A 13,034-nucleotide genomic window follows, 5' to 3' on the forward strand; every position below is an offset into this window, starting at 1 on the left:
GGGTACGGGACCCTCCCGCCGCACCGTTCGTTGGGGTAGCGTCACGGCGCTGTGCGGAGCGCCACGAGGAGCAGGTCATTGCGCGAGTTCACTGTCCCACCCATGGCGGCCGCGCCCCTCGTAGGCGGGCTGGCCGATGTGGTGTTCGACTACGCCGAGGAGGATCCGGACCGGGTCGCGCTCGGCCGGAAAGACGCGGGCGGACGCTGGCGGGACGTCACTGCGGCGATGTTCCGCGACGAGGTGCTGTCGCTCGCCAAGGGGCTGATCGCCCACGGTGTCAGATTCGGCGACCGGGTGGCCCTGATGTCGCGCACGCGCTACGAGTGGACGCTCTTCGACTTCGCGCTGTGGACGGTCGGAGCCCAGTCCGTGCCGGTCTATCCGACGTCCTCGGCCGAGCAGGTCCTCTGGATGCTGCACGACGCCGATGTGTCCGCCGTCATGGTCGAGCACGAGGACCACGCGATGACGCTCGCCTCGGTCATCGACCGGCTCCCCGGACTCAAGCGGCTCTGGCAGCTGGACGTCGACGCCGTGACCGAGCTGTTCGACGCCGGCGCCCGGATCGACGACGAGGTGGTGCACCGCCACCGGCGCGCGGTGACACCCGAGTCGGTGGCGACGATCATCTACACCTCGGGGACGACGGGACGCCCCAAGGGCTGTGTGATCACGCACGCGAACTTCATGTTCGAGACGGACACCATGGCCTCGCGCTGGGAGTCGGTGTTCCACTCCAGGCCGGGCGACGAGGCGGCCACCCTCCTCTTCCTGCCGCTGGCGCACGTGTTCGGCCGGATGGTGGAAGTCGCCGCGGTCCGCGGCCGGGTGAAGCTGGGCCATCAGCCGGAGCTGTCGGCGAAGGCCCTGATGCCGGATCTGGAGTCGTTCCGGCCGACGTTCATCCTGGCGGTGCCGTACATCCTCGAGAAGGTTTTCCACGCGGCCCGGCGCAAGGCGGAGGCGGAGGGCCGGGCCGGACCGTTCGACAAGGCCGTGGACATCGCGGTGAAGTACGCCGAGGCAATGGAGGCGCGGGCGTTCGGAACCGGTCCGGGGCCGTCCGCCGGGCTGCGGATGCAGCACCAGTTCTTCGACAAGGTCGTGTACAAGAAGGTGCGCGAGGCGATGGGCGGCCGGATCCGGCACGCCATGTCCGGCGGTTCGGGGATGGAGCGGCGGCTCGGGCTGTTCTTCGCGGGCGCCGGCGTCACGGTCTACGAGGGGTACGGGCTGACCGAGTCGACCGCGGCGGCCACCGCCAATCCGCCGGAGCGCGCCCGGTACGGCACGGTCGGGCAGCCGATCCCCGGCACGACCGTGCACATCGCCGAGGACGGCGAGGTGTGGTTGCACGGCGCCAACGTGTTCACGGGCTACCTCGGCGACCCGCGGGCCACCGACGCGGTGCTGCGTGAGGGCTGGCTGGCCACCGGGGATCTGGGAACACTCGACGAGGACGGCTATCTCACGATCACCGGGCGGAAGAAGGAGGTCCTGGTGACCTCGGGCGGCAAGACCGTGTCGCCGACCGGGCTGGAGGAACGGGTGCGGGCCCATCCGCTGGTCGCGCAGTGCATCGTCGTCGGCAACGACCGGCCGTACATCGCCGCGCTGGTCACGGTCGACCAGGAATCGGTGGACCACTGGCTCGCCATGCAGGGGCGGGCGCCCATGTCTCCGGGGGAGCTGGTGCGCAACCCCGACCTGGAGATGGAGGTCCGGCGGGCGGTGGTCGCCGCCAATACGGCGGTGTCCCAGGCCGAGTCGATCCGTACGTTCCGGATCCTCGCGCATCCGTTCAGCGAGGAACACGGTCTGCTCACGCCGTCACTGAAGCTGAAGCGGAAGGCGATCGAGACGGCGTACGCGAAGGAGGTCGATGCGCTGTACCGCTGAGGCACGGCCGGCCGTGCCCCAGCGGAAGGGCGCGGGCTAGGTGATCGAGATGCGGAACAGCTTGTCCGAGCCGTCCGGTTCCTTCCCCTTGTTGTCGCAGTTGGTGGTGGAGAGCCAGAGCTGGTCCTGGCCGGGAACCTTGGTGACCGTGCGCAGCCGTCCGTAGGTACCGACGTAGTACGCGGTCGGCGTGCCGAGGTTCTCGGTGTCACCGCTGATCGGCACCCGCCACAGCCTCTCGCCCTTCAGGGCGGCCATGTAGATGACGTTGCGGACGATGGCGATCCCACTGGGCGAGGCCTCGGAGACGGTCCAGGTCTTCTTCGGATTGGTCATGCCGGCGGTGGTGCAGGTGCCCTCGCAGACGGGCCAGCCGTAGTTCTTGCCCGGCTTGATGAGATTGAGCTCGTCCTTCTTGCTGTCGCCGAACTCCGCCTCCCACAGGCGGCCGTTGCGGTCGAAGGCGAGGCCCTGCGGGTTGCGGTGGCCGTAGCTGTAGACGTAGTTGCCGAACGGGTTGCCGGGGGCGGGCCTGCCGTCCGTCGTCATCCGCAGGATCTTGCCGTTCAGCGAGTTCTTGTCCTGGGCGAGGTCGGGGGTCTGGGCCTCGCCGGTCGACGCGTACAGGTAGCCGTCGGGGCCGAACGCGAGCCGCCCGCCGTTGTGGTATCTGCTCTTCTTGATCCCCTTGAGCAGGACCGTGTATCCGCCGAGCGAGCTGCCGTCGTACGTCATGCGGGCGACGCGATTGCCCTCGGACGCGGTGTGCATGAAGTACACGTAGTGGTTGGTGGACCACTTGGGGTCGGCCGCGACGCCGAGCAGACCGCCCTCACCGTCGGTCGTGACCGCGTCGGGCACGGTCCCGACCTGGGTCCTGGTGCCGCCGGAGGTGACCTTGAAGACCTTGAAGCTGTCCCGTTCGGTCGTCAGCGCGGTCTTGCCGTCGGGCATCCAGTAGGTGCCCCACGGAATGGACCAGCCGGTGGAGACGGTGGCGATGCCCGACGGCACACCTCCGTCGGTGGCGCAGGCCGGGGTGGTGAAGGCGACCGTGTTGCCGGGCGGCGAGGTGTTGCCCGCCGCGTCCTCGGCGACGACGTCGAGGGAGTACGGGCTGGCACAGGCGAGCCCGGTGAGGGTGGTCGTGGTGGCCGGCGGGGTGCCGGTGACGGTCTTGTAGACGGTGCTGCCGCTGCGCACCTCGTAGGCGGTGACGGCCTTGTCGTCCGTCGACGCTCCCCAGTCCAGGACGACGCTGTTGGCGGTGAGGCCCGAGGCGGACAGGGTGCCGGGCGCGGAGGGTGCGGTGGTGTCGGAGCTGCGCAGGGTGGTGCAGTCCACGACCGGACTGACCGACGACACGTTGCCGGCCGCGTCACGCGCGAAGACGGAGAGGTTGTACGTAGTGCCGGGGGTGAGCCCGGTCAGGTTCTTCGTCGTGGCGGTGCCCGCCGCCTCGGCGAGCTTGTTGCCGTGTTCGTAGATGTCGTAGGCGGCGACGCCCACGTTGTCCGTCGCGGCGCCCCAGTTCAGCGTGAGGCCGTCCTCGGTGATCGCGGAGCAGCTGGGCTGCCCGGGTGCGGTGGGCGCCTCGGTGTCCGAGGAGGTGACGGTGAAGTCGATGTAGTCGAGGTTGGGCAGTCCGTCGGCCGTCGTGGACGTCAGCCGGATCTTGTTGCTGCCTGCCGCGACGGGGGCAGTGAGGGTGGAGGTGGCCCAGGTGTTCCAGTCGGCGGTGGCCTTGAAGGCGCGGGCGGCCGAGACGACCGTGCCGCCCACGGCGATGTCGGCGGGCCTGGTGGCCGCCGTGCCGTTGGAGTACCGGACGGCGATCTGCCCGGTCCCCGCGGAGGCCGCGGTGACGGTGAACTCCACATAGCTGCCGGTGACGTTGTCTCCGTTGACGAAGCCGGTCCCGGAGTAGCCGGAGTGGTTGGACTCGGTGGCGCCCTTGACGATGGTCGCGGACTCCGCCTCGTACCGGGTGGCGGCCGCGGAGGCGGATTGCGGGACCGCCTGCACCAGGGCGGTACAGAGCAGCATGACCGCGAGGGCGGCCGTTCTGCTCCGTAACGCGGTGAACGTTCTGGCCTTCATCCGAACCTCCGTCAGGGAACCCAGTAGTTACCGGATGCGACGATCATCGACTGCAGTTGGACGCTCCCGCCGTAGTAGAGCTGCGGGTCGATCGAGGTGGTGGCCAGCTTGTTCCAGAGAGCGTCGAGCCAGGTCTGGGATCCGGGGTCGGTCAGCGCGGTCACGACGAACGGGGCGGTGAACGCCATGTCGTCGCCGCTGTCGAAGGTCGTGCCGTTGAGGTGGTACCCGGTGACGATCTTGTCCGGGTTGCCGCCGGTCTTCGACTTTATCCAGGAGTTGAGCTTGCGCGCCGAGGCGATCGAGGCGGCATCCCCGCTGGTGACGGCGTCGGCCCCGATGCGCCACGGGTCGCGGCAGGCGTTCCAGGAGTAGTCGCCGTCGTTGGGTCCTTCGAGCACCTCGCCCGCGGCGGGCTTTGCCGTGGTGTTGGTGTTGACGACGAAGTCCGCCAACAGGCCCGTGCCGGATGCGTACTTGGACTGCTGAGAGGTGATCAGTTTCTGGTGGGCCGTGCGCACGGTGTCCCAGGTGCTGTCGCCCGTCGCCTTCCTGAAGGCACGGAAGTGGTCGATCATCCAGTCCGAGGAGCGGGTCATCCAGTAGTGGGACTCGCCGGAGTCCGACCAGTCGCCGAACAGCATGAGGTGAGTGGTCGGGTTGACCTCGCTCTTCTTGATGGCGTTGATGTGCTTGACCGCGAGATCCTTGTAGTTGTACGTCCCCGTGGAGCCCCACTGCTTGTCGGCGAGCAGCAGCCCGTAGGCGACGTCGAGGTCCCCGTCGGTCGCCGAGTCGGAGCCGTCGACGCTCTTGCAGGAGGCGTCCTGCTCCGCGGCGAGAAGGTTGGCGTTGTTGACCGAGGGGTGCGCGAGCATGTACTTCACCATGCCGTCGAAGACGGTCTTCGCCTCCGGGTCGGCTCCCGCCATCGTCGCGGTGACGACCATGCCGTAGCCCTGGGCCTCAGCGACGTAGGGGTGGTCGGCGTCCGGCGAGATGACCTGGTACCAGCCGTTTCCGCAGTTCTTCCGGACGAACGCGGACTTCCAGGCGTTGTACGTCTTGATCACTGCCTGGTCGAGCGCGGACTGCGCACCGGACGGCTTCAGCATCCCCGCGGCGTAGGGGAACTGGTGGCTGCCGAACGGCACCGCGGGAGCGCCGGTCGCGCCGAACGGGACCGAGGAGGCGACGACCCCGCCGTTGACGCCGATGTCCATCGGGCGGTCGGTGGCGGTGCCGTTGGCGTAGCGGGTGGCGAGCGAGGTGCTGCCCGCGGCGGCATCCACCGCGAACTCCGCGGAAGAACCCGCGGCGTTGGTGTGGTCGACGAAGCCGGTGCCGGAGTAGCCGGAGTGGTTCGTCGGCGCGGTCGCGCGGGAGAGTGTGGCGCCCTCCGCCTCGTATCGGTCGGCCGCCGCGGCCGCGGGCGGCGCGGCGAGCAGGGGCAGCAGCAGTCCGGCGGCGGCGAGTGCCGTGCCGCCGATGGTCAGTTTGCTCGTGGTGGTGCGCATGGGACCTCCTCAGCCCTTGTACTGGACGACGATCTTGGTGAAGTCGTACGGGGACTGGGACACTCCGCTGCAGGCGTCCGCGTCGCCGTCAAAACCGCAGGCACGGTCCCGGTTGAGGGACCAGAAGGCGTAGCGCGCGATGTGGTGCTGCTGCGCGTAGCCGAGGATCGTTCTGAAGTCGGTGGTGGTGACGGTCTCGCCCGGCTCGTCGGTCTTCCCGTTCATCGAGGAGACCCCGATGTGCCGGTAGGCCGCGTCGTCGCTGTAACCGTAGGCGCTCTTGACGGCGGCCTTCAGCCCGTCGAGTGCGCTGACCGTGGCCGCGCCCATGGTGCCGCTGTGCCCGCCGAAGTCGAAGGGCATGATGACCCAGCCGTCGTTGTCGAGCCCTGCGGCGGCGCCCCGTTCGATGAGGTCCTTGCCGTTGGCGTCGGGGCCGGTCGGCGTGGTCCCCATGGTCACGTAGGTGACGATGCCCGGGTTCCTGGCCTTGACGATCTTCAGGGCGTCGACGACGCGCTGTCGCACGGTGGCCTTGGAGAACTCGGTGTCCTCGATGTCGATGTCCAGCGCCTTGAGGTGGTAGGCGTCGATCACCTTCTGATAAGCCCCGGCCAGCGCGGCGGCGCTGGAACACTTCTCGCCGAGCTTGTTGCCGCTCCAGCCGCCCACCGACACGACGATGTCGCCGCGAGCCGCCCGGATGGAGTCGATGGCGGCCTGGTCCGAACCGCCGGTCAGCGCCCGGTCGCCGTCCCACTTCGGGTTGCAGGTGCCGTCCGAGAGGATGAAGGCGAGCGTGAACCACTTCACGCCCGTCGCCGCCATCACCTCGGTCGGCTTCTGCGGGTTTCCCCAGCCCAGGTACTCGTAGGGGGCCGCGGCCATCGCTCCGGGGCCCGCGGCCTCGGCAGGAGCGGACGGGGCGTCGGCACCCGCGCCGTCGGCGCCCGATGCGGCGGTGGCCTTGGGGATCTGGGCGAGCAGCGGAAGAATCAGACAGCTGAGGCCGGCGAGGACGGCCGCGATACGGCGTGGGGGGCGATCAGCATGCACGAGGGCTCCCTTCGGGTCGACGTTAGGAAAGGTTCCTAACCATCACTGCATGGGATTCCCTGGAGAACGATCTGTCAATGCTCCGCGCGGGCCCAAATATCGTGGTCCGTACGTGAGTTCGCAGGATTTCGGACAGGTCGGGCACGAACCGGCAGCGGGACGGAAGCCGGCTCGCCGGGGAATGCATCGCAGTCGCTGATCGTTGACGATGAGAATGCCAATCGACGATGTAAGGATCGACTGCTCGTGAGCAAGGCCCCCTCCATCACCCTCAACAACGGCGTCGAGATGCCACAGCTCGGTTTCGGTGTCTGGCAGGTGCCCGACGACGAGGCCGCGCGGGCGGTCGCGACAGCCATCGAGTCCGGGTACCGGAGCATCGACACCGCCGCGATCTACGAGAACGAAGAAGGCACCGGCCGGGCCATAGCGGCCTCCGGTGTCGCTCGCGAAGAGCTCTTCGTCACGACAAAGCTGTGGAACGCCGATCAGGGCTACGACTCCACCCTGCGCGCCTTCGACACCTCGCTCGACAAGCTGGGTCTGGACTATGTCGATCTGTACCTGATCCACTGGCCCGTACCGGCCAAGGACGCGTACGTCGACACGTACAAGGCCTTCGAGAAGATCTGCTCCGACGGCCGCGCGAGGGCCATCGGCGTCTCGAACTTCCTCCCCGAGCACCTGGAGCGACTGCTCGACGAGACCTCCGTGGTCCCGGTGATCAACCAGATCGAGCTCCACCCGCAGCTCCAGCAGGCCGAGTCGCGCGCCTTCCACGCCAAGCACGGCATCGCGACCGAGGCATGGTCTCCGCTGGGTCAGGGCAAGGGGCTCCTGGAGGTGCCGACCGTCGTCGCGATCGCCCGGAAGCACGACCGCACACCGGCCCAGGTGGTGCTCCGCTGGCACATCCAGACCGGCAACGTGGTGATCCCGAAGTCGGTGACGCCGTCCCGGATCGTGGAGAACCTCGATGTGTTCGGCTTCGAGCTGGACGCCGACGACCTGGCCGCATTCGCCGCGCTGGACGAGGGCAAGCGCCTCGGCCCGAATCCCGGTGAGTTCAACGTCGGCGGCTGAGCCGTGCCACTGCACCGTTGACACACACGGACCGCCTCCCGGCCGGGCAGCCGGGAGGCGGTCCGCTCCGCAGGAAGGAACGGCAACATGAGCGGGGACACCGCGCCCGTGGTCGCGGCGGGCCGATATCGGCTGCGCAACGTGGGCAGCGGTCTGCTGCTGGAGGTGTACGGCTCCGCCAGGGGCGGCGGCGCCCCGGCGCAGCAGGGCGAGGAGACAGGTTCGGCGGCCCAGCACTGGCAGCTCTCACCCGTGCACGAGGGCGCGGCGCTGTACCACCTGGTCAACGTCCACAGCGGCAAGCGTCTGGACGTCGCCAACGCCTCCACCGAGAACGGCGCCGCGATCCAGCAGTGGCGGGCCAACAACTACGGCGCCCAGGAATGGCTGATCGAGCGGCACCTGGAGACACCCGGGGTGGTGACGCTGGTCAGCTTCATCAGCGGGCTCGTCCTCGAGGTCGCCGAAGGCAGCACGACGGCCGGTGCCCGCGTCCAGCAATGGGAGGACACCGACTCCCCCGGCCAGTGGTGGCAGTTGGAGCCGGTACCCGACACTCCCGGGATACAGGCCGGTACGGGCCGTTCCGGGGGCAGTGGATGACGGTGCCGGTGCCGCAGCGTCACGGATGCCCGAGGGCCACCGCGGGTGCCCGCGTACCGGAACACCGTCCGACCCTTCCGGAGCCGTGCCGCTCGGGCGTTCACCCTCCTGGGTGAAGGTCCGGCGTCGGGCACGCCCGGACACCGCAGGAGTCTTCGCTCGCCGGACTGCGCATCGGCGGGCCGTCCGCAGGGCCGGCCGGCTTCGGGGCGGCCGCGACGTGGGCGGCGTCTGCCGCGCCGGTGCCGCGCTCCGCCACCCCGGACACCGGGCCCCGCCCACGACCGTGGGCCGAGAACGCGAACCGGAGCCGGCCCCGGAAGCCACATGCGACGCGGCCGTTCCGATCGGCTGGCAGCGCCTCGCCGTCCGGCTCTAGTATGGCGTGGCAGCTGTACGGGTTTGTCTGTTGTCGTTCAGGTGTGGGCATCCGACCGGGTCGCCCCGGTCGGATGCCCGGCTGGAACCCCGGCCCGATTCCGGCGGGCCGGGGTTCTACGTCAGGCCGGTGACTCGGTCACCGGCCCTCGTAGTCTTCGAAGTGGTGCTTGATCACCCGGAAGCTGCCCACCACTCCGTTCTTGACGAACACGCCGCCCTTGACGTGGCCGGGGAAGACACCGTCGCTGGAGCTGTGCGGGCCGACGGTGGCGATGGGCGCGCCGTTGTCGCAGGTGGCGCCGCGGAAGACTTCGACGGTCCGGCGGCTTTCATTGCGGATGTTGAGGCTCTTGGCGCCCAGGCCGCTGACCACGACCATGCAGCCGCCCGGCTCGGCGGAGTACGTCCGCTCGTTGATGTGGATGCGGCCCTCCTCGCGGTGCCCGCGCTCCCTCTCGAAGCCCTTTTCGTAGCCCTGCTCGTAGCCCTGCTCGTAGCCCTTGCCCTCATTGCCCTTGCCCTCGTTGCCCTTGCCGGTGTCGCCACCGTCGAGCGCCGAAACGGGAGTGGCCTGCTGAACGACCGGGGCTGCCTGAACCGCCTCGGAGGTGGCGGCCGAGGCGTAGGTGATGCCGGTGGCGGCGAGGGCCGCGGCGGCCGCGACGGCAGCGGTAACGATGGTGGAACGGGGAACCATGTCACTCCTCCTGTCTCAGAGAGGTCGGCTGAGCAGTCGACCCGTGGATGAACGTACTGACGGCGGTCATACCTGTCATATCGGACACGTTGAAGGTCGGCACCGGGACGCCGATCGGGGTACATAAAGTACGCCATATGCTATTTCCATATAATTAGATCAACAGCCAATTACCTTGCAAAATAGGCGAATTGATGGGTCGCTAGCCTGTTCAGGGGACTTTCTGATGCCTGCTCACCCCGGCGACTGCGTGTCTCCTATTGACACAGTCCGGCCAACAGCCGCAGGCCGTGGACCCCGGTCGTCCACGGCCTGTGCGGCGTACGAAGCGGGGCCTGCCGGCCCGTCAGCTGTCCAGCCAGCGTCTGAGGTCCTCGGTGTGCTGGCCGAGGCGCGGCGGCCGCCGCTCGTATCGCGGCGGGGTGCGGGACAGCCCGATGGGGTTGGCCACCAGACGCATGGGGTCGTCGGGGTCCGCGTCGGCCGGTGTGACCTGCGGGGACAGGCCCAGGCGTTCGGCGAGGCCGAAGGCGCCCTCGAGGTCGTTGACCGGACCGCAGGGCACCCCGAGCGGGGTGAGCAGGTCGAACCACTCGGCGGCGGTCCGCAGCACGAGCCGAGCGGAGATCTCCTCGGCCAGCGCGTCGACATGGGCAACCCGGCCCGCGTTCGAGGCGAACCTGGGATCGGCGGCGAGCGGCTCGGCACCCAGGCCCCGGCACAGGGCGAGGAACTGCCGGTCGTTGCCGACAGCAACGACGAGCGGCCGGTCCGCAGCCCGGTACACCTCGTACGGGGCGATGGACGGGTGACGGTTGCCGAGGATGCCCGGCACCCGGCCGGCCAGGGTGTAACCGCCCGCCTGGTTCACCATGCTCGACAGCAGCGAGGACAGCAGGCTGACCTCGACGTGCTGGCCCTCGCCGGTCTCGTCGCGATGCCGCAGCGCCGCGAGGACGCCCACGGCGGCGTGCAGACCGGTGAGCACGTCGACGAGTGCCACGCCCGCCTTGACCGGCTGCCCCGGCGCCGCCCCGGTGACGCTCATCAGCCCGCCGACCGCCTGCAGGAGCAGGTCGTAACCGGGCAGCGCGGCTCCTTCACCGGCCCCGAATCCGGTGACCGAGCAGTAGACGATGCCGGGGTTGAGCGCGTGGGCCTCCTTGTAGGAGAGCCCGTACTTGTCCATCGTGCCGGGGCGGAAGTTCTCGAAGAGCACATCGGCGCGGTGCACCAGTTCGCGGGCGTACCGGCGTCCTTCCGCCGTGCCGAGATCGAGGGTGAGAGACCGTTTGTTGCGGTTCACGGAGAGGAAGTAGGTGGATTCGTCATGGGCGTGCGGCGGACCCCAGGCCCGGGTGTCGTCACCGGAGCCCGGACGTTCCACCTTGATGACGTCGGCACCCAGGTCCGCGAGGAGCATCGTGGCATACGGGGCGGCCAGCACACGCCCGCGACGACCACACCCGACAGGGGACCGGGGGCGGCGGCGCTCATCGGCTCTCCGCCCGCGAACGGCGCGCACACACTGTGGCCGTGGCGGAGGGCAAGTCCCGTGCGGCGCGGCCCCGTTCACACGGGCCGAAGCCGCCGCACCGTCGCCCGCCGCCGAAGGGCCCCTGCGGACCGGCCGTGCCCGTCCCGGAGTTGAGGTGCGGAAGGCAGACGTCGAGGCGTCGCAAGGCGGCCCCGACGGCCCGTAGACCATCCGCGGGAAGGGCGGCCCCGAGCACCGGCTCGCTCCGGCCGGCCGGGTCGGGCGCCGCACCGTCGTCCCCGGCGCGGCGTACCGCGACGACGGGTCCGCACTGCGCCTCGCGCCACAACGCTCCGTACCCCGTGGGCATTTCGACACCGGCGGGGCACGGACGGGTGCCCGCGGCCCGCGGCGCGTCCGAGTACGGCGGGCAACCCTTCAGGGCCGGTACGCGCCCGGGCCGTGCGGCCGCGGGATCCACCGCGCGGGCGGCGACGGGGGTGTGCTGCATGGGTCTCCCTCTCGATACGCGTCCTCGCGCGAGGCGACATGTCGCGCGCCGGGCCGGTGACGCCCCGGATCACGAAGCCACATCTTGGGTACACGGCACCCGTCGTCACAGTGGACGAGATGTACCACTCGGCTACGGGGAAGCACTCCAATCCGTCCACATCCGTGCCCTGGTCCCGCGTGTGCTCCCGGGCGGGGCGGAATCGGCGTGCTCGTGCTGCGCGGCTGCGGCCCCGGCGGGCGGTCGGCATGAGCGGCGGCCGCGGGCCGGCCGCCCAGGTGCGGTACCACTGCGTTCCCCCTGGTCCGTTGCCCACCGCCGACGGACCCGCGCACCGGCCCGTCGGGCGCCCCGTACACCGGGAACCCGGCAGGCCGGCACCGGTCAGCTCCGTCGGCCCAGGTGCACCGTACGCGCCTGGAGCAGGAAGACATCGGGGCGCAGGCGCAGCCCGGCCGGGTCCTCGGGATCGATGAGCCGGTCCAGTACGGCGACGTCCTCGGCCGTGAGGGTCTCCTCGAACATCTCGCGCCGACGGATGAACTCGGCGATGACGTGGTCGCGCCCCGGCTCGGAGAGCGGTGCCGGGAGGTCGAGCAGGAAGCTGCGGGATTTCTGCGGGGCGAGCCCCACCGCGGTGAACAGGGCGCCCCAGTCCTCGGTCTCCCGCTTGGCGCCGGGCAGCGACGCCCGCATGTCCTCGAACCAGTCCGCGTTGATCGCGTCGAGCCTGGCCTCCAGCCCGGGCCGTCCCATGCCGATGTCGCGCGGGAGCCGGCGGGACGGCAGACCGCCCTCGACCAGGGCGACGGTCCCACCGGGGCGCAGCAGGGCGGCGAACCCGGCAAGGACGGCACGCTGGTCACCCATGTGGTGCAGGGCGTTGCCCGCCCAGATCAGATCCGCCTCCCCCAGCTCGTCGAGGCCGTCGGGGATCTCGGCCCGCCGTGTCCGTACGCGGTCGCCGAGGCCGAGCCGCTGCGCCCGGGCCCGGGTGCGTTCCAGCAGGGCCGGGGTGCCGTCGACGGCGACCACTTCGGCCTCGGGGAAGACCTCGGCGAGCAGACAGGAGATCACGCCGGGCCCGCTGCCGATGTCGAGCACCCTGCGTACCTGCGGGGCCGTGGGCAGACCGGCGATCCAACGGGCGGCCTCCTCGTACTGGGGGAGGCTGAGCTCGGCCTCCTGCTCCAGCCGTGGGCCCATGACCTCCCAGTCGAGGTCCGCGGTGTCGTGATGATGGGCGTGGGTGTCGTTGTGCCGATGGCTGTGAGTGGTCCGGTGCTCGTGGCTGTGGTCGGTTTCCTGGCTCATGGGGACACCCTCACCGCACTTCAGTCTTTCGGCAAGCTTTGTTGCCGGTTCGGCAAGCCGCCGCTCCGGTACTCCTGGGGGGCTGATGTCCCGGACACGCTTGAAGGCGGCACATCTCATACGCTCCCGCAGCACATCTCCCGGCCATCACACCGGTGGATCGAGGCTAAGCGCAATACCGTTCAGTTAGTGGGGGGTGATGTGGGGGCTGTGTTTGGGTTGGGGCCAGTGTGTGTGGTGGGAGCGTTTCGCGGCCCATTTCAGGACCTTGCGTTTGATGACTCGGGGGTGTGAGCGTTTTCGGCGGGGTGGGTTGAGGTGTTGGGTGAGCCATCGGATGGCGTGATGCCAGGTCGTGTTGGCCGTGTCAGTGCCCGGAGGGGGAAAATGCGC

The 13,034-nt window shown here is 69.7% G+C and carries 9 protein-coding genes; 3 read left to right on the plus strand and 6 right to left on the minus strand.

The window, feature by feature from the left end:
- The first annotated feature begins 102 nt into the window (after positions 1 to 102).
- The gene (locus ACF08M_RS37010; protein ID WP_392189690.1) at positions 103 to 1,902 is read left to right on the plus strand and encodes an AMP-dependent synthetase/ligase; all 1,800 of its coding nucleotides are present in this window, start codon (positions 103 to 105) and stop codon (positions 1,900 to 1,902) included.
- Positions 1,903 to 1,938: 36 nt separating this feature from the next.
- Here ACF08M_RS37010 and ACF08M_RS37015 read toward each other — a convergent pair whose 3' ends face one another.
- The 3 genes from ACF08M_RS37015 to ACF08M_RS37025 are packed head-to-tail and all read right to left on the minus strand — an operon-like array spanning position 1,939 to position 6,575.
- Positions 1,939 to 4,002 carry a PQQ-dependent sugar dehydrogenase gene (locus ACF08M_RS37015; protein WP_392189691.1) on the minus strand — a complete coding sequence of 688 codons (2,064 nt, stop codon included), beginning with the start codon at positions 4,000 to 4,002 and terminating at the stop codon, positions 1,939 to 1,941.
- Positions 4,003 to 4,013: 11 nt separating this feature from the next.
- Positions 4,014 to 5,519, minus strand: a complete 1,506-nt coding sequence (locus ACF08M_RS37020) for a glycosyl hydrolase family 8 (protein ID WP_392189692.1) — start codon at positions 5,517 to 5,519, stop codon at positions 4,014 to 4,016.
- Positions 5,520 to 5,528: 9 nt separating this feature from the next.
- The gene (locus tag ACF08M_RS37025) at positions 5,529 to 6,575 is read right to left on the minus strand and encodes a chitinase (protein WP_392189693.1); all 1,047 of its coding nucleotides are present in this window, start codon (positions 6,573 to 6,575) and stop codon (positions 5,529 to 5,531) included.
- Between the two features lie 246 nt (positions 6,576 to 6,821).
- On the opposite strand from ACF08M_RS37025, the gene ACF08M_RS37030 reads away from it, so the two are divergent.
- Both ACF08M_RS37030 and ACF08M_RS37035 read left to right on the plus strand, forming a co-directional pair.
- Entirely contained in the window at positions 6,822 to 7,658 is an 837-nt protein-coding gene (locus ACF08M_RS37030) for an aldo/keto reductase (RefSeq protein WP_392189694.1), read from the plus strand.
- An 87-nt stretch (positions 7,659 to 7,745) separates the two neighbouring features.
- Positions 7,746 to 8,261 carry an RICIN domain-containing protein gene (locus tag ACF08M_RS37035; protein WP_392189695.1) on the plus strand — a complete coding sequence of 172 codons (516 nt, stop codon included), beginning with the start codon at positions 7,746 to 7,748 and terminating at the stop codon, positions 8,259 to 8,261.
- A 517-nt stretch (positions 8,262 to 8,778) separates the two neighbouring features.
- On the opposite strand, the gene ACF08M_RS37040 is transcribed toward ACF08M_RS37035, so the two are convergent.
- From ACF08M_RS37040 to ACF08M_RS37050, 3 genes are all read right to left on the minus strand, one after another.
- The gene (locus ACF08M_RS37040) at positions 8,779 to 9,339 is read right to left on the minus strand and encodes a hypothetical protein (protein ID WP_392189696.1); all 561 of its coding nucleotides are present in this window, start codon (positions 9,337 to 9,339) and stop codon (positions 8,779 to 8,781) included.
- Positions 9,340 to 9,685: 346 nt separating this feature from the next.
- A complete protein-coding gene (locus tag ACF08M_RS37045; RefSeq protein WP_392189698.1) occupies positions 9,686 to 10,762 on the minus strand; it encodes a CaiB/BaiF CoA transferase family protein in 1,077 nt (358 codons plus the stop codon).
- A 949-nt stretch (positions 10,763 to 11,711) separates the two neighbouring features.
- A complete protein-coding gene (locus ACF08M_RS37050; protein ID WP_392189697.1) occupies positions 11,712 to 12,641 on the minus strand; it encodes a methyltransferase in 930 nt (309 codons plus the stop codon).
- Between the last annotated feature and the right edge of the window lie 393 nt (positions 12,642 to 13,034).

Source organism: Streptomyces sp. NPDC015032, assembly GCF_043080425.1.
Lineage (GTDB): Bacteria > Actinomycetota > Actinomycetes > Streptomycetales > Streptomycetaceae > Streptomyces.

What these genes read in the sequence shown, in the direction of transcription:
- ACF08M_RS37040 (WP_392189696.1), bottom strand. Translation starts at nt 9,339, where the DNA reads ATGGTTCCCCGTTCCACCATCGTTACCGCTGCCGTCGCGGCCGCCGCG.
- ACF08M_RS37010 (WP_392189690.1), top strand. Translation starts at nt 103, where the DNA reads ATGGCGGCCGCGCCCCTCGTAGGCGGGCTGGCCGATGTGGTGTTCGAC.
- ACF08M_RS37045 (WP_392189698.1), bottom strand. Translation starts at nt 10,762, where the DNA reads ATGCTCCTCGCGGACCTGGGTGCCGACGTCATCAAGGTGGAACGTCCG.
- ACF08M_RS37035 (WP_392189695.1), top strand. Translation starts at nt 7,746, where the DNA reads ATGAGCGGGGACACCGCGCCCGTGGTCGCGGCGGGCCGATATCGGCTG.
- ACF08M_RS37050 (WP_392189697.1), bottom strand. Translation starts at nt 12,641, where the DNA reads ATGAGCCAGGAAACCGACCACAGCCACGAGCACCGGACCACTCACAGC.
- ACF08M_RS37020 (WP_392189692.1), bottom strand. Translation starts at nt 5,519, where the DNA reads ATGCGCACCACCACGAGCAAACTGACCATCGGCGGCACGGCACTCGCC.
- ACF08M_RS37015 (WP_392189691.1), bottom strand. Translation starts at nt 4,002, where the DNA reads ATGAAGGCCAGAACGTTCACCGCGTTACGGAGCAGAACGGCCGCCCTC.